General features: G+C 69.9%; 15 protein-coding genes and 1 pseudogene. 7 read left to right on the forward strand and 9 right to left on the reverse strand.

Features of this window, described 5'->3' with window-relative positions:
- Positions 1 to 52 precede the first annotated feature (52 nt).
- Positions 53 to 601 carry an ANTAR domain-containing protein gene (locus ACH4RC_RS36160; RefSeq protein ID WP_398208413.1) on the reverse strand — a complete coding sequence of 183 codons (549 nt, stop codon included), beginning with the start codon at positions 599 to 601 and terminating at the stop codon, positions 53 to 55.
- A 226-nt stretch (positions 602 to 827) separates the two neighbouring features.
- Here ACH4RC_RS36160 and ACH4RC_RS36165 point away from each other — a divergent pair, with 226 nt between their 5' ends.
- Positions 828 to 1,355 carry a hypothetical protein gene (locus ACH4RC_RS36165; protein ID WP_398208415.1) on the forward strand — a complete coding sequence of 176 codons (528 nt, stop codon included), beginning with the start codon at positions 828 to 830 and terminating at the stop codon, positions 1,353 to 1,355.
- 185 nt (positions 1,356 to 1,540) lie between these two features.
- Positions 1,541 to 2,776: an alpha/beta hydrolase family protein gene (locus ACH4RC_RS36170; protein ID WP_398208417.1), complete on the forward strand. Its 1,236-nt coding sequence runs from the start codon at positions 1,541 to 1,543 to the stop codon at positions 2,774 to 2,776.
- A 162-nt stretch (positions 2,777 to 2,938) separates the two neighbouring features.
- Here the strand turns inward: ACH4RC_RS36170 and ACH4RC_RS36175 are convergent, their stop codons facing one another.
- The 5 genes from ACH4RC_RS36175 to ACH4RC_RS36195 form a co-directional block, all read right to left on the reverse strand.
- Positions 2,939 to 4,195: an SGNH/GDSL hydrolase family protein gene (locus ACH4RC_RS36175; RefSeq protein WP_398208418.1), complete on the reverse strand. Its 1,257-nt coding sequence runs from the start codon at positions 4,193 to 4,195 to the stop codon at positions 2,939 to 2,941.
- Positions 4,196 to 4,343: 148 nt separating this feature from the next.
- On the reverse strand, positions 4,344 to 4,859 hold the full coding sequence (locus ACH4RC_RS36180; protein ID WP_398208420.1) for a carboxymuconolactone decarboxylase family protein: 516 nt from the start codon (positions 4,857 to 4,859) through the stop codon (positions 4,344 to 4,346).
- A gap of 215 nt (positions 4,860 to 5,074) precedes the next feature.
- Complete coding sequence (locus ACH4RC_RS36185) at positions 5,075 to 5,965, reverse strand: sigma-70 family RNA polymerase sigma factor (RefSeq protein WP_398208421.1); 891 nt, start codon at positions 5,963 to 5,965, stop codon at positions 5,075 to 5,077.
- A 410-nt stretch (positions 5,966 to 6,375) separates the two neighbouring features.
- Complete coding sequence (locus ACH4RC_RS36190) at positions 6,376 to 7,068, reverse strand: SDR family NAD(P)-dependent oxidoreductase (RefSeq protein ID WP_398208504.1); 693 nt, start codon at positions 7,066 to 7,068, stop codon at positions 6,376 to 6,378.
- 3 nt (positions 7,069 to 7,071) lie between these two features.
- Positions 7,072 to 7,197: a hypothetical protein gene (locus ACH4RC_RS36195; RefSeq protein WP_398208423.1), complete on the reverse strand. Its 126-nt coding sequence runs from the start codon at positions 7,195 to 7,197 to the stop codon at positions 7,072 to 7,074.
- Between the two features lie 116 nt (positions 7,198 to 7,313).
- Between ACH4RC_RS36195 and ACH4RC_RS36200 the strand changes: the two genes are divergently transcribed.
- The gene (locus ACH4RC_RS36200) at positions 7,314 to 7,913 is read left to right on the forward strand and encodes a TetR/AcrR family transcriptional regulator (RefSeq protein WP_398208424.1); all 600 of its coding nucleotides are present in this window, start codon (positions 7,314 to 7,316) and stop codon (positions 7,911 to 7,913) included.
- A gap of 415 nt (positions 7,914 to 8,328) precedes the next feature.
- Here ACH4RC_RS36200 and ACH4RC_RS36205 read toward each other — a convergent pair whose 3' ends face one another.
- Positions 8,329 to 9,300 (reverse strand): SDR family NAD(P)-dependent oxidoreductase, encoded by a 972-nt coding sequence (locus tag ACH4RC_RS36205; RefSeq protein ID WP_398208425.1) that lies wholly within the window; start codon positions 9,298 to 9,300, stop codon positions 8,329 to 8,331.
- A 55-nt stretch (positions 9,301 to 9,355) separates the two neighbouring features.
- On the opposite strand from ACH4RC_RS36205, the gene ACH4RC_RS36210 reads away from it, so the two are divergent.
- On the forward strand, positions 9,356 to 9,778 hold the full coding sequence (locus ACH4RC_RS36210; protein WP_398208506.1) for a MerR family transcriptional regulator: 423 nt from the start codon (positions 9,356 to 9,358) through the stop codon (positions 9,776 to 9,778).
- 749 nt (positions 9,779 to 10,527) lie between these two features.
- Here ACH4RC_RS36210 and ACH4RC_RS36215 read toward each other — a convergent pair.
- Positions 10,528 to 11,019, reverse strand: coding sequence for a hypothetical protein (locus tag ACH4RC_RS36215; RefSeq protein ID WP_398208427.1), 492 nt, complete (start codon positions 11,017 to 11,019; stop codon positions 10,528 to 10,530).
- A 737-nt stretch (positions 11,020 to 11,756) separates the two neighbouring features.
- Between ACH4RC_RS36215 and ACH4RC_RS36220 the strand changes: the two genes are divergently transcribed.
- The 3 genes and pseudogenes from ACH4RC_RS36220 to ACH4RC_RS36230 all read left to right on the forward strand — a co-directional run bounded on the left by ACH4RC_RS36220 (position 11,757) and on the right by ACH4RC_RS36230 (position 13,539).
- Positions 11,757 to 12,728, forward strand: coding sequence for a hypothetical protein (locus ACH4RC_RS36220; protein ID WP_398208429.1), 972 nt, complete (start codon positions 11,757 to 11,759; stop codon positions 12,726 to 12,728).
- A gap of 189 nt (positions 12,729 to 12,917) precedes the next feature.
- The gene (locus tag ACH4RC_RS36225; RefSeq protein WP_398208431.1) at positions 12,918 to 13,157 is read left to right on the forward strand and encodes a hypothetical protein; all 240 of its coding nucleotides are present in this window, start codon (positions 12,918 to 12,920) and stop codon (positions 13,155 to 13,157) included.
- Positions 13,157 to 13,539, forward strand: a pseudogene (locus ACH4RC_RS36230) (toxin Doc). Before ACH4RC_RS36225 ends, ACH4RC_RS36230 begins: the two are co-directional and overlap by 1 nt.
- A gap of 1,204 nt (positions 13,540 to 14,743) precedes the next feature.
- Here the strand turns inward: ACH4RC_RS36230 and ACH4RC_RS36235 are convergent.
- Entirely contained in the window at positions 14,744 to 15,757 is a 1,014-nt protein-coding gene (locus tag ACH4RC_RS36235; protein ID WP_398208432.1) for an IS30 family transposase, read from the reverse strand.
- Positions 15,758 to 15,933 lie beyond the last annotated feature (176 nt).

Consider the following 15,933-nt stretch of genomic DNA (forward strand, 5'->3'; position numbering starts at 1 on the left):
GCCCGCGAACATCAACGCCTCTACCAAAGCCTTGACCAGCAGAACTACAGCCTTACCGCCTGATTCCGATCGTCACTCCAAAGGATCCGCACCCAAGTACGTTGGGGCCCTCCCCTGGGTCGCCGTGCAAGCCACCGCCGGCGCCACCCAGGGTGGGTGCCAGCCTGAGCCCTGCCGGACGCGGAGCAGCTTGGCCGGTGCGGGCAGGGCGTGCCGCAGCAGGCACTGGTGCTGCAACTCCTGGCGCAGCAGGGTGCCGCATCGGCGGGTGCGCCCACGTGATGATCTGCGGGGCACTGTCGCGGAGCTTGCTGTTCGTCCGCATGGTTATCTCCCGCAGCACGTCGCACGTCTCCGCGGGCGTCAGCCGGCCCGCCAGGCAGATGACGCCCTTGGCCTGGTCGACATCCGCGTGCGCGACCACCGCCTCCTGCAGCGGGTCACCGTCTGGGGGCTGGGCGGTATCAGGTGACGGCGGGCCAGGTCCGCAGGAGTGCAGGGATCTTCCCCGCGGTGCAGGCGGGGCCGAGGAGGGCGCCTCTGGGGCGTCCGCTGGGGCATGGGCGGGCTCGACGGTGACGTCGGCTGCTTCCAGGTACATGACGCCGTACGCGGCCGTGGCGGCCAGGTTCGAGCGTTCCGGCCAACGGCAAGCAGCCCAGCGTATGCACCGGCGGCTGTGGCGTGGGGGCCGTCGTGAACGGGCTGCTCGAACGGGAGCCCGGCCGGCCCGGCCCTATGGGTCCGGCCGAAGTGGCAGGAGTCGTTCCGGTCTGTCCGGCCACTTGTGTCCTATGACGATTTCGACGGAAGCCTCCGTGTGCGGTGTGGAACTGGCGAGCGGCAAGTTCGTCGACTACACGGAGGTCCTGTGGGTGGACATCATCCTCAACCTCACCTGGCTTCTGGCGGTCCTCGGTCTGTTGTCCTGGATCACTTGGGGGTTTCTTGAGCGCCGGCATGGCATCCGCGGCGCGGTGCGCAGGCACGACGCCAAGGGCGGGAGCATGCCCGGGCGCCGGGTGACCACCCGGACCGTGCTTGCGGTGCTGTCGGTGGTCGGCTCTCTCGTGCAGGTCGGCTTCGGGATCGCCCTGTGGGGCCGCTCCGGCGAGCAGGGCGACAGTGCGGGGCTGCTTGTGGTCTCTGGGGGTCTCTGCCTGGCCCTGTGGGTGTCCGCCGGGGTGTTCTGGCGTCCGCGCACGTGGCGTGATGTGCCGGAGGAACCGAAGGACGGGCCAGCCAAAAGCACCGCAGACTCCAGCAGGAAAGAAGCCACGGAAAGGTCCGACACTGGTGCCGGTCCTGCCGGGTCCCGCTCGGCACAGGATGCAAGCCTCCACCGCCACCCCTGATCCTTTGGTTTGAAGCGGAGCGCCTGCGCCCCGACTGAGTACCTGCGTCCGGAGCGGCCTTCCGTCCTCGTTGATGCCGTCGCAGGACGGTCCCGGTCTGCGACGGCAGTCAGACCACGGAGGTATGCCCAACTACCCCTGCGGGGCGACGCGTTACGGTTCGCGCTCCGCCTAGCGTCGGCGGCATGATCAGCAGACGCCGTCACCTCACCACGGCCACCTTCCTCAGTCTTGTCCTGACCGCCCCGCTCCTCACCGGCGCCCCCGCCCACAGCGCGCCGTCAGCCTCACCGCAGTCACCCGCGAGCGCGACGGCGCAGGGCGTTTCCCGGCTTGCGGGGACGCGCGGGTTGGCGCTGCCGCGTCCTACCGGCCCCTACGTTGTGGGGCGGCGCACTGTGCATCTGGTCGACTTCAAGCGCGCCGATCCGTGGGCTCCGTCGGCGGGCGCACGCGAGCTGATGGTGTCGTTGTCCTATCCGGCGCGCAGAGAGGGCGGCCGGCCGGCGCCCTATATGAGCGAGGCCGAGGCCGGTCTGCTGCTGGAGTCCAGGGGGCTTGCCGGGGTGATCCCGGCCGCGACGGTTTCCGGAGCACGGACCTACGCGCGCGTGCGGGCGGTTCCGGCGCGGGGGCGTTTTCCGCTGGTGGTGCTCTCCCCTGGCTTCTCGCTGCCGCGTTCCACCCTGACCTCGCTCGCCGATGACCTGGCCGGCCGCGGCTATGTCGTGGCCACCGTGGGCCACGCCTACGAATCCGTCGGCACCCTCTTCCCGGGCGGCCGGATGCTGACCTGCCTGGCCTGCGAACAGGTGGCCACGCACCAGGAACAGGCGGCCGCCACCCGGGTGCGAGCCGCGGATCTGTCCTTCGTGATCAGCCAACTGACCGGTGGGGCAGGCCTGCTGTCCCGGTCGATCGACCCGGACCGGGTCGGTGTTGCCGGTCACTCCCTCGGCGGCGCGGCCGCCGCGGCGAGCATGGCCGCCGATGACCGCGTACGGGCCGGGATCAACCTGGACGGCGACTTCTTCCTTGAGCCGGCCGCCGCCGGACTCGGGCACCGCCCGTTGTTGATGCTCGGCACCGCGACCGTCCACGGCCCCCACGCCGCAGACTCCGACTGGCCCGATGCGTGGAGACACCTCACGGGCTGGAAACGCTGGCTGACCGTGATCGGCGCCGAGCATCTCTCCTTCACCGACTTCCCTTACCTCGCCGACCAGCTCGGTCTGACCGGCCCTGATACGCCGCTCACCGGAACGCGGGCCTGGTCCATCACCCGCGACTACATCAGCGCCTTCTTCGATCTCCACCTGCGCGGCCTGCCACGCCCGGTACTCGACGGCCCCACCCCCGCACATCCCGAAGTCACCTTCCAACCGGCCACGACCACCGCGCGGGACAAGACAGGGACATGAACGTATCTGTTTGCTCCACCGTCGCGGTGTCGCGTTGCAACCGGCCAAGAACTCGAAAATATCGAGCAGCTGGGATGCCGACGCCGCAGGGGGCAGGATCGAGAACGCGCCGGCCGGTGCCCAGGCCGCCGCTCTCGCATTTGACGCCTGCGTAAGCCCTCTTCACTGCTCCAGGGCGGCCAGGTCGACGGCATCGGCCATGGCCTGGTAGCCGGCGGGGTTGGGATGGAGGTGGTCGCCGATGTGCAGGTCCTCCCGGATACGGTCGCCGCTGTCGAGGGCCAGGGCCCGGGCGAAGTCGACGACGGCGTCGTACGCGCCACTGCCGCGGATCCACTCGTTGACCTGGGCACGGACCGACTCGCCCGTGACGGACCAGCCCGCTGCGCCACGATAGGGAGTGAGCGTGGCACCGATGATCCTGACGTTGCGGGCGTGGGCGGCGCGGATCAGGGCGCGGTGCCCGCCGATCAGCCGCCGCGCGGTGACCGGCGGGACATCGCGCCCGGCCCCGCCCGCCGCGTCGTCGCTCTGTTGGAGGTCGTTGATGCCTATCAAAGCGATCACGGTGCCGACGCGGGGCTGGTCGAGGACGTCCCGCGTGAACCGCGCGATTCCGGCATCCCCGCCAAGAGCCGAGGCGGTGAGCAGCTTGTTGGAGCCGATGCCGGCGTTCAGGACCGGCCGGGGGCGGCCGGCGGCGATCAGGCGCGCGGCGAGGAGGTCGGGGTAACGGTCGTCGCCGTCGATGGTCGCGCCGAAGCCGTCAGTGAGGGAGTCCCCGAAGGCCACGACCGCGGGCGGCCAAGGAGGCCCTCCGGCCGTCTCGATGCCTTCCAGGTAGTACCAGGACCCGTAGCCGGGCTCGATCTTGTCGCTGTAGGCGGTGGCGGCCGGGCTGTGGAGGTGGTTGCCGGTGGCCCGGTAGGTCGTGGCCATGGACAGCTGGTGGTAGGTGGCCGGTCCGGTGGCCGCCTGGAAGTACAGCGTGATGGTGAGCTTCTGCAGCGGCTGCGTGGGCAGGGTGACCGGGTCGCTCACGGCGCGGCCATGCGCGGGCACGGTGACGGAGGCAGCGCCCTCGAACAGCAGCGTGCGCAGGCTGCCCGGCTGCATCGTCGCGCCGGACAGGGTGTGGCCGATGCTGGCACCGGCCAGGCGCAGAGGCGCGGTGCCATAGGCGTTGGACAGCCGGATTCTGACCGTGGTGCCGCCGGCGCTGACGCGGACAATCTGGCGCAGCGAGTGATTGTGGAAGCCCTGTTCGGCCCAGGTGGCGAACCACGGTGCCGTGGAGGGTCGCATGGCCGGGGTGGTCCATGCGCCGTGCCAGACAGTGTCCGTACCGGGCGCCGGGCGCGAGGTCTGCGCGGACGAGGCGGCGTCGAGCAGTGAAGGGCGGGGCTGGGGTGCGCTCATGGGCGGAGATGTTCCTTCTTTGGTGGACTGCACAGCGTGCGAGGGCTTGGGTTCGAGGAGAGGGGGCCGGCGGTGGCCGAGCGGGACCGGCAGGGGGCCCGCAGCTCGAGAGATGGCTGCGGAGCCTCCTGGCGGGCGTGGTCGGGGGTCAGTGGGCCGGAGCGGTGCGCCATTGCTGGGCCATCGGGACGCCGGGCAGTGGCTTGCCGATCAGCGCGAGGGGGATGAAGAAGCTGACCTGTCCGATGGCCATGGCGAGGGTGGCCAGCGCCTTTGCGTCATAGTGCTGGGCCGCCCGCGCGTACAGGGAGTCGGGCACGCGCTCTGTGCGCTCGCCGGGCGTGAGTACCGCTTCGACCAGTTCCAGTGCCACTCGTTCGGCGCCGGTGAAGTACGGGGCGTCCTTCCAGGAGGCGACGGCGGCGATCTTCTCCTGAGGCACCTTCGCGCGGCGCGCGTTGTCGGTGTGCATCACCGTCAGGTAGGTGTTCTCGACGAGTTGCCCGGCGCGCAGGTGGACCAGGGCGACGGTGCTCCTCGGCACCGTCGCGTTGCCGGTGATCTTGAACAGGGCGGCGCTGACGTCGCCGAGTTCGGGGACCAGCTGCTGCGGGTCGGAGAAGCGGGAGGTGAGTGTGTCGAGATGGTTCGCGGACGCGTCCACGGTGTTTCCCTTCGAAGACTGTTGTACGGGCTGGCGCGAGGGTGGTGTGCAAGCCGCTTGATCGGCTCGTTCCCTCACCTGACGTCACGGAGGGGGCGAAGGTGACCGCTGAGCGGCAACTTTCGGCGCTGGTGTGCGCCACCATCGGCGCATCGAGCAGTCGGCCCCCTGCCGAGGACCGGGAGTCGACGGGAAGGGGGCCGGCGGGGGATGGATCAGGCCGTGAGGGCTTCGAGGTCGAGCCGGGCCAGACGGTCGGGGTCGGACAGGATGTCGATGGCGGTGATCTTTCCCCCGGCGACGGTGAAGCTCATGACGGACAGCGGCTGTCCGTCGAGTGTGTTGACCAGGCCGGCGCAGCCGTTGACGAGTGCCGGGTAGCTGGTGGCGGCGGTCGCCATCTGCTGGAAGGTGCCAAGCTGCCCGGACACCGCGGTGGCGCCATGGATCGACCGCAGGCCCCCGGCAAGGGCACCACCGTCCGCGCGCAGCACCACGTCCGGGTCAAGGAGGGCCATCAGCGCGTCCAGATCGCCGCCGCGCGCGGCGGTCAGGAAGGCATCCACCATCCGGCGCTGGCTTGAGCGGTCCGGATCCGGCGGGGGCGCCGCACCGCGGACCCGCAGTCGCGCCCGGCTGGCCAGCTTCTTGGCCGTCTGGGGCGTGCGGTCGACGATCGGAGCGATCTCCTCGAACGGCAGCCCGAACAGATCATGCAGCACAAACGCCAGCCGCTCGGCCGGGCGCAGCGAGTCCAGCACCACCAGCAGTGCCAGGCCGACCGAGTCCGCGCGCAGCGCCACCTGCTCCGGATCCGGGGCGTCCTGGCGGTCTATCACCACATCGGGCAGGCGCCCGTCCAGCGCCTGCTCGCCCCGGCGCTTTCTTACGCGGAGCATGTCCAGACAGATTCGGCCGACCACGGTGGTCAGCCACCCGCCCAGATTGTCGATGCGCCGGTTCTCCGAGCCGGACAGCCGCAGCCATGTCTCCTGGACCGCGTCGTCCGCCTCGGTCAGGGAACCGAGCATGCGATACGCGACCGCGCGCAGGTGCAACCGGTGCTCCTCGAACTGCTCAGCCAGCAACTCGGCCGGAGTCCCCATCCCAGTTCCTTCCCTTGACAACGTCATCGCCTGCCTGACGTATGGCACAGCGCAAAGGTGACGCCACCCGCTCCGGGTTCCGGTCGGCACGTCGTCGCAGAAGGGGTGGCGTCGGCCCACGTGACCGTGTCGGACCGTTGGGGTTCTACGCGGGCCGCACCGACACCACCTCGCTATCGGACCTTGGATCCGATACGCGCGTCCGGTGATCGGCCGTGCGACAGTGAACACGCCTGCGCCCGCCTGGACTGGAGGTCAGTGCAGTCGCGACCGTGCAGGAAATTCCGAAGTGCTGCTGCCCGACCGGAAACCGGTCGGGCAGCAGCACAGTGAGCGGGGCCGAGGAGGAGGCCACCAACAGCCGCCCTGGGGAGCCAGCCGCGGTCACAGGAAGCGGGAGGTGGGCTTGGTCAGCCTGGCGCGATGCGGCTGAGGTGTTCCCAGGAGCGGTACAGATCTGCTTCGGCCTGGCTCATCTGCAGGACGTGATCGAAGGACTGGCTGCCGATGATCAGTCGTCGAGGCGGGTTCGGCAGTGCGGCCAGCTCCATGATGACCGGGGCGGCGGTGTCCGGTTCCGGGGCGAGCGCATCGCCCCACATCGCCTCCATCTCGGTGCGCAGGTCCTGGTACTGCGCCAGGGGCTCGGTGTTCGTGGTGCCGGCGGTGAACAGACCGGTGTTGTAGCCGCCCATCTGCACGATGGTGACCTTGATGTCGAACTGTTCGACCTCCATCGCCAGTGCTTCGCTCACCGAGTCCAGTGCGGCCTTGCCCGCACCGTAGAAGCCGACGGTGGCCATGCCGCCGCCGCTGCCCATCGAGGTGACCTGCAGCAGCCGCCCGCCGCCCTGAGCACGCAGATGAGGAAGCACTGCCTGGGCCACCCACACCGCGCCGAAGAAGTTCACCTCCATATGCGCCCGGATCTGCTCTTCCATGGCCTCCTCCACCATGCCGTAGAGCATGACGCCGGCGTTGTTCACGACGACATCCAGCCTCCCGTAGGCGGCCGCCGCCTGTTCCACCGCGTCGAACACCTGCCGGCGGTCAGCGACATCCAAGGACAGCGGGAACAGGTGGTCGGGGTACTTGGCGGCCAGGTCCTACAGAGGCCCGGTGTTGCGGGCGGCGGCCACCACGCGGTCGTCGGCTGCCAGCGCGGCCTCGGTGAAAGCCCGCCCCAGGCCGCGGGAGGCGCCAGTGATCAGCCATACGCGCGCGTGCGTCATGATGCATCACCCTAAGTAACTAAAACGATCCGTCTCGGTTCGGTTCGACCGTAGGGCACCGGCCCTCATATTTCAATACGGTTCGTCTCGTTTACTTACGGCGGTAGGCTGACCGCATGGCGAAGGAGAAAGGGCCGGACCACTCCCGGCGCAAGGAACGGTCCCGGCAGGCGATCCTCGAGGCCGCCCGCGCCCTGATCACCGAAGAGCCGTACGAGAAAGTCACCATCGAGGCCATCGCCACCCGCGCCGGCGTCGGCAAGCAGACGATCTACCGACGGTGGCCCTCGAAAAGCGCGGTCGTCTTCGCCGCCCTGCTGGCCCTGAGCGAGGACGCCGACGGACAGTCGGTCACCCTGCCGGACACCGGCGACCTCGAGGCGGACCTCAAAGTCGTCATGCGCGCCACCGTCGAGGAGTTCACCGACCCCTCCTTCGACAAACTGATCCGCGCCCTCAACACCGAGATCGCCAACGACGCCGCGCTGGCTGCCGAGTTCAACGAGAAACTGGCCCGGCCGATGGACGAGATGAAGAAGACGCGCCTGCGCAGCGCCCAGAAGGCGGGCCAACTCGCCCCCGACGCCGACCTCGACCTGGCCCTCGAAATGCTCTACGCGCCGCTCTTCCAGAGCTGGCTGCACCGCAGCCGTCCGCTGACAAGCGCATACGCAGACGCGCTCGTCGACGCCACGCTCAAAGCCTTCAGAGCCTGATCACCAACTTCATGGCGGGGCCGCCCGCAGTGGACCGTCGTCATCGTGGCGGTCCTGTTACTGCCGTGGTTGACCGCGCCAGGGGCCATCACCTCCGCGCCCAGTGGCCTGCTGGACCTGCGTAGGCGAAACCTGGATGAACGCCGACCGGCCGACCGTGTCCCGGTACTGACCCACGTCCAACCGGGGCAGTTGCTGCGCATGGAGGGCAGAGAGCGGGAATGCGGGGGCGTGGCTCGAAGGGGTGCATCGCTACGGCCTTTCGGCCGCCGCTCACAAGGGCACGCGCAGCCCCCACACCCGCCGCAGGGGTTGCGCCGTGTCTGCCTGCCGAAGCACTCATCAGTTCTGAGGACGGTCCGCACCGTGCTGCCCGCCGCAGCTGCGGGCAGCACGGTATATGCAGAGCGCGGATTCACGGGGTGATCGGCGTGGCGCCGGTCACGGCGAGGGACAGGGACCAGAGCCGGGCCGCCTCGTCGGGGTCGATGGCGTATGCGCGTACGCCGCCGTCGTCCATGGGGGTGCCGGGTGCGGAGACATGCGCAACGTCGCAGTCCTCCAGATACAGGCCACCGCGGCTGTCCAGGAGTGGGGATGTAGCGGCCCACAGGCCGGTGGCTGCCCCCTGGGAGGCGGTCTTGAAACCCTCGCCGATGACGTTGCCGTGCTCGTCCACCCAGCCGCGGTCGATCTGTTCCTGGAGGGGCATCTCCCGCTGGAGTCCAGTGATGATTTTGCCGGGGTGGAGGGCGAAGGCCCGGACACCGTCGTCTTGCCCGAGGGCGTCGAGGTGCACGGCGAACAGGGCGTTGGCGGTCTTGGCCTGGCCGTAGGCCAGCCACTTGTCGTAGCCGGTACGAAAGTGCGGATCGTGCCAGCGCATGCCGGTCAGAGTGTGTCCGGCGGAGCTGTTGACGATGACGCGTGCGCCGTCTGCGGCGGCGAGGAGCGGGTAGAGCTCGCAGACGAGGGTGAAGTGCCCGAAATGGTTGGCGGTGAGCTGGCCTTCCCAGCCGGGGCCGACGCGTCGCTCCGGGGTGGCCATGACTCCGGCGACGGCCATCAGGAGGTCGAGCCGGTCGAGCCGGCTGCTGATGTGCGCACAGGCCGAGCGGACGCTGTCGATGTCAGCCAGGTCCATGGGGATGACGTCGCAATTCTTCACCCCCTTCAAAGCGGTACGGGCAACGTCGGGGCGGCGGGCAGGAACGATGACCCGGGCTCCGGTGGCTGTCAGGCCCCGGGTGGTCTCCAGGCCGAGCCCGGAGTAGCCCCCGGTCACCACGGCCGTCCTTCCGGAAAGGTCGAGGCCGGCCACGATGTCCTCGGCGCTGGTGGAAGCGGAGAAGGGCGAGCCGAGCGGCTGCTGGTCAGTCATGGTCATGCCCCGGACGCTAAGATCTAGAGCGAGGTCTAGATCAAGTCTGGGGGTGAGCGGCATGACGACGACCAAGGCTGCCGTACCGTCGCTGAGCATCGGCGAGGTAGCCGGGCGCACTGGACTGAGCGTGCACGCGCTGCGTTTCTACGAGCGCGAGGGCCTGCTCGTCGGGCCGGTCCGGCGCACGTCCGGCGGCAGACGGCGCTATACCTCCTTCGATGTCGAGTGGCTGTTGATCTGCGTCAAGCTCCGCGAATCCGGCATGCCGCTCGCCGACCTCAAGCGCTTCGCCGAACTGGTACGCCACGGGCCGGGCAACGAAGAGGCACGTCTGCGGCTGCTGGACGCCCACCGCCAGCGCGTCGACGCACAGATCCAGGCGCTTCAGGAGTGCCGGTCCGTCATCGCCTGGAAGGTCGGCGTCTACGCCGAACACCTCATCCGCGGTGAAACCGACGGGCTCTGGGACCCGACAACCTGAGCAACCGCCTCGGGTGCGCTACGCCGACAACGGTGCGACAAGCCGTAGCTGCATCGGACGCCCCGCGACGGACCGTGGACATCCTGCCGCTCTCCCGCCGGGTGCGGTCCACAAGGTTCCAGCGTCAGGGCAGCGGTACGCAACTCATCATCACGCCGTCAAGACCACTGACCGCCAGGGCGTTCCGCTGGTCTCTTTGGGGGCTCACCGCGCTACTACGGTGCCCGCGACTTCGAGAGTGCCGGCGCGACCCGCACGGCCTGCGTCGGCCAGGTCCGGCACCGAAAGGGAATATGCGAGAGAACTGTGTCGGAATCGTGGTTACGTGGAGTATGTGGGGGCACTCAGGCGGAGCCGTTGCTTGGGACAACAGGTCACGGTTCATCACCGCGGGACAGCGCATGAGTGGATCCCGCGCCCGGCCGGCCGGCACAGCCGTGATGGCCGGGCGGGCACATGCCCGTCTGGGCGGGCACCGGCTGCCAATGTCCCTGCCGCGCTCCCAGCGCACCTTTTGCGCGGCTGGGGCATCCGCACCCACACCACAAGCCAACACTGTTTCCATGAAGCAACAGTCCGGGCGCTGCTGACGCTGTAGATACGGGAGACGTTCGGGGAGGACGGGGCGAACGGGCTGACCCTCGTCGCCGAGGCAGCGGCCAGCCACCGGTCCCTCGCTCTGGCCGCCTAGGTCTCGGCGTCTGCCGAGTCCTGGACGGCCGGCACAATGCGGCACCGCTCGCGACGGGTCAGGCCGTGGCGCGGCGACGGGTGCGAAGTGTTCGTCCCGCGCCCCAGGCCGCTGCGAGGGCAAGCGTCACGAGGGCGAGACCGATCGGGGAGGCGGCCGGTGCGCCGCTCCACGGCAGGCTCGCGACGGCGATGGCCAGGACGTGAAGGAGGCGGCCGTCCGGGGCGGCAGCCCTCAAGGCGAGTATGACCAGTACGGGCGGCAGCAGACCGATCATGCCGAGGCTGGCCGTGGTCTCGCCGACGGTCGCCGTGGCGAGCGTGGGCAGGCAGGTCAGCACGGCGAAGGCCACGGCCAGGTGTCGGTCGGTCCTGGCCGGTCCGGTGGCGCCCGGCATGAGAGCGACCAGGGTCAGCAGCGGGATCAGCCAGAGGGAGGCGTGCACCTGGGCCAGCGGCGGCACCAGGATCAGCGCGCTCAGTATCCGGGCCGAGGGCCAGCGCCCCAGGCAGGCCAGCGCCCCGGCCGCCAGCGTGGCCAGCAACACCACCGCCCCACCTAGCGAAACGCCACCCGCCTCTGCCCCGCGCGCCGCTGCCGCACCTGCCTGGGCCAGCTGTGTCACCGCGATCGAGGTGGCCGCGGCGAGCGCATAGGGAGCCGCCGTCAGCAGGAAGCGGCCCAGCGGCTGGTGGGCACTGGAGCCGGTTCTGATCCGCAGCGCATGGGCGGCCCGCCTGGTTCAGGCGACTGCGCAGCCACAACAGTCCTGCGCGGCGGCCGGTGATGCTGTCCGGCGGTTCTCGCCGGGCTTACGGGAGATCATGGCGGCCGGCCCACAGGGAAGACACAGGGGGTAGGGACATCATGGTGGCGTTTCACGCATCCGCGTTGACTGGTGTCGCTCGCAATCCGTCGCTGCCGTTGCTGCTGCTGTTGCGCTTGCTCGCCTTTGAGGGGAACGGTGCCGGTCCGCCACGTGGTGCCGTCCAGCGGGCCGGACTTCCTGAGCCGGCCGTCGTGGCGATCCTGGCCCACCCGAACCCGGGCTGCCGGATCGACTTCGCCGAGAGCCCGAGGGCGGAGCCTGCACAGCGGGCCCGGCTCGCGGATGATCCCTCTCCCCAGGTGAGGGCTGCCCTTGCGTCCGGACCGGAGCCGTACCCGCGCACTGGGATCGCGCCGCTCCCGGACGCCGTGTGCGCCCGCCTGCTCGACGACCCCGCCCCAGGTGTGCGGACGGCACTTCTGCACTCGCGGCAGCTGGCGCCGTCGGTTCTTGCCTCGATGACTGCTCATCGCCTTCCGGCGGCACGACGAGAAGCGACACGTGCCTGGGAGATCCTGCCACCTGGCGAGCGGTCGGCGCTGCTGGCCGACCCCGATCCCGAGGTACGGCGGGCCGCCGCGCTGCGGGCGTGCCAACGGGATGCACACATCACCGCCGGCCTTCTGCGTAATCCGAGGGCCGCCACCGAGGCGGCGCGCCGAGGGCTCCTCGTCCGCGCCGACGCCGAGCGGTGCGTCGCAGACCGCACCCATCTGAGCGCCCTCGCCGAGAACCCGTCGCTGCCCGCCGACCTCGTCGAGCGACTGGCCGTCGACTCCGACGAAACTGTACGGCTCGCCATCTCCCTGCGGCCCGAGCTGGACGAGACACAGCGCATGGCCATCGACTTCACGGTCGGGGACTTCGACCGGAGCCACAACGTGCAGTGGGTACGGGACGGGCTCGCCGACCCCGAGGTGCTGCGACGGGCCGCGACCTCCGCCCACCCGCTGCTCCGGCGCGCCGCCGCCGCAAGCCCCCACCTGCCACCCGACCTGCTGCGCCTCCTCGCACGCGGCGAGGACCCGGTGGTGGACAACCGGCTGGGCATCCACCACCCCGACACCCCCGAGGAGGTCCTCATGCGGGTGTACGCGAGGCTCGGCGGGACGTTCTCCGCCTGGATGGCGGAAACGCACCCCCACTTCCCCCGCGAGGGCCTCGCCGCACGCTACGCGCACCACCCGGACGGCAACTACCGCCGACTGGCCGTCCGGGATCCCGCGGCCACACCCGCGCTGATCGAGCGGCTCAGCCATGACCCCGCCACATGGACGCGTCAGGCGGCGGCCGGCGACCCGCGCCTCCCGCTCCACCGGCTCCGCGAGGCGCTCCACGTCCCCGAACTCGCCTCCAGCGCGGGCGCCAACCCGGCGCTCCCCGAGGACGAGATGGCCGCAGTCCTGGACCGGGCCGGTGTCCCCGCCTGACCGCCGATTAGAACTGACCCGCACGCACCCAGACGAAAACCGTAATCTTGCTGGCCGCCGTCAGGCGCGGGGAGCAGAGGTGCATGACCTCGTGCTCACAGATCCTGGGGTGATCCCCGGCGGGCGCAGGGCGCAAGCGCAACGCCTCTCCCGTTCCCTCGGTAGGTACCAAGTAGGTACCATAGAGGTATGCCGTCACTGAATGTGTCCTTCACCGACGAAGAGATGGAAGGCGTGCGTGCTGCTGCCGCCGCCGAGGGCAAGAGCCTGAAGCAGTACGTGCACGACCTGGGGGTGCGCGAGATGCACCGTAAGCGGTTCGTGGCAGGCGCTGCGTCCTGGGCGGACAGGCTGCGCGAGGAGTTCGACAGCGCGTTCCCGGACGACATTCCTGCCTCCGAGCGCGACCGGGGAGCCACTGCCGCCTGATGAGCGAGATTCTGTACGTGGACGTCTCCTGGCTCTTGGACGTCCAGGACCTCGCCCTGGGGCACGACGATGTGTCCGTCACCGACTACTCGGCTCTGGTCGCGGCGGTCGCCCGCCACAAGACCCGCACGCCGACTCTGGCCGAGTCCAACCCCGACGCCGCGTGGCGTGCCGCCGCACTCCTGCACACCCTCGTGCACCTCGAACCGCTCCCCACCGCAACAGCCTCTTCGCGGCCTTCGTGACCGCTCAGTACCTCGACCAGTCGGGCGAGGGCATTGACCCGCCCTACGGGGCGCTGTCCGACCTGATCAGAAAAGTCCGCGAGAGCCGACTCAAGGTATCTGACATCGCGGACGCACTCCGCTCCTGGCGCATCTGAAGTCCCCAGTCGGCCGCCACCGGGCTCACAGGAGGCCACACCACCACACACCGACGGCAGCCACCACCGCCCCGCGGTTCACCACTTTCGGCAGACACCGCCAACGCGCTGTGCCGCTGTGAGCGCATCGACGAGGGCCTGTCGAGGGTGAGTGAGACGGAGGCGGAGAACTCTTCAAGGTGCAAGGCCTGCTGCAGGCCGCCATGGACCAGGTCCACGTCAGGCTGCCCCTGCATGAACGCGCAGCGGCTCGGCCGCCCCTGCGGGCGGACTGCAGATGCCCAAGCCGCTGGCAGGCCGAGGGGATGCGCTTGTAGCGTTCGGGACCATCCCCGCGCCCGCGGGGATGGTCCCGGTACTCGCGTCGATGCCCCGCAATCCCCCAACTGTTCCCCGCCCGCGTGGGGATGGTCGCCTCAACCTCGACAAGAAACACGACGTCAGGAACTGCTGCCCGCACGCGCGGGGATTCGGTCATTGTCCCGTGGCGCGTATGGCCGGGTCAGGGCGGCTCGCGGGCGAGAGGGCGGAACTCCGCATCGCGGTGTGGGACAGCACGAACAGCAAACCGCTGGGTTCATAGGTAGTTCTGCTGGATCCAGTAGCCGAGGAGGCCGGAGGCGGCGGTCCCCAGGCCATAGCAGAGCCCGCGGAAGACGTGGATAGCGGCGATGCGGCGCAGGCGGTCCAGACGCCTACGAGTGGTGCGCGTACGCGGCGGGCGGGGGCGGTGGGGTCCGGTTGGGTGTGTTCGGGGTGCGGGCGGGGGGTGTTGGGGGTGCGGGTGGGGGGTGTTGTGCTACTGAGCTCAGTGACGGATACACAGGGTGGCTCTGGAAGATGCACCGAAGGGCCCCGGGGGACGAACCCCTTGACGGCGACCGGTTCCAGACGTCCTGGATGGAGACCGGCGCGGACCGCATCGCCGCGGCGTCGACTGCCGACGCTCAACTGGTGCGCCCTGAAAACGCCCACCATTGTGCGCACCGGTTTGTGCACCACTCAGCGCACCAGTGGTCTTTGACCTGCCGTTTTGCGGGGTGTCGGCGTGGGGTGTCGCTGCGCCTGGTCCACGTCGGCCGGGAAGGGGCGCGGGCCGCTGGAGGGCGCGGGACCACCGAGGGGCGGGGTCCGACTCACCGTCGAGGTTAGCCACGGCCACACCACCGCCTACCCCGGCGCCCTGTCCCATAACGGCGGCGACTCAAGCGGTCAACGCATCACCGCTGTTCAGGAGGTCAGCGTAGACCTCTGCCGGAGTGCGGTAGCCGTGGGTCTTGCGTGGACGGTGGTTGAGCTCGTGGGCGATGGCGTCCAGGTCGCCCTGGCTGAACGTGCGGAGGTCCGCGCCCTCGGGCAGGTACTGCCGTAGCAGCCGGTTCGTGTTCTCGTTGGTGCCGCGCTGCCACGGGCTCCGCGGCTTGCAGAGGTAGACCGGCATACCCGTCTCGGCGGTGATGGCCTGGTGCTCGGCCATCTCGCGGCCCCGGTCCCAGGTGAGCGTTCGTCGTAGCTGGGGCGGGATGCCGAGCAGGCTCCTGGCGAGGTGCGGAGTGACCCGCTCGGCCTTGATGCCGTCGGGCAGCGCGACGATGGCTGTGTAGCGGCTGGTGCGCTCGACCAGCGTGGCCACGGCCGAGGGCCGGGTGCCCATCACGAGGTCACCCTCCCAGTGACCGGGAACCTTGCGGCCCTCGACCTCGGCGGGGCGGGCGGTGATGGAGACCATGCCGCGGATGATGCCCCGCCCGGTGGGCCGACGGGCGAGCTTCGGGCGGCCCATGGGCCTGCCTGACCGCAGCCGCTGGGTGAGGCTGCGGTCGATCGCCTGGCACCGACGTGGGTCGTAGAGCGAGAGATAGATCGCTTCGTGCGAGATCTGCATGGAGATGTCACCAGGAAACTGTCGTCGCAGCCATCCTGCGATCTGCTCGGGTGACCAGCACAGAGCCAGCTTGGCTTCCACCAGGCCGCGCAGAGCGGGCCGTTGGGCGAGCTTGGCCTGCTTGGGGCGGCGCCCGCGCTCGTAGGCGGCCGCATCTGCCGAGGCGGCTCGGTAGCGGTCCCGACCGCCATTGCGGGCGATCTCGCGGGAAACGGTCGAAGGGGACCGGCCCAGCCGCTTCGCCAGCTGCCGGGCTGATTCCCCGGCGGCGATGCCGCGAGATATCTCCTCGCGCTCGCTGCCGCTCAGATGGCGCGGTGCATGTGGGGGCACGCGCGGCTCCCGGCGGGGAGCTGCGCGTGCCCTCGCGTGGTCAGAGTGCGGGCTGATAGTGACCGTACTGGTGGGACACTGTCCGGCACGCTCTTGCAGGGTGCGGATTCCGGTGTCGTCGACGGGCCGCATACTCGGAGGGGGTATTGAGGAAGTGGCCGTTCATCCACATGGCG

The sequence above is a fragment of the Streptomyces sp. NPDC016845 genome, from assembly GCF_044332585.1.
Classification (GTDB): domain Bacteria; phylum Actinomycetota; class Actinomycetes; order Streptomycetales; family Streptomycetaceae; genus Streptomyces.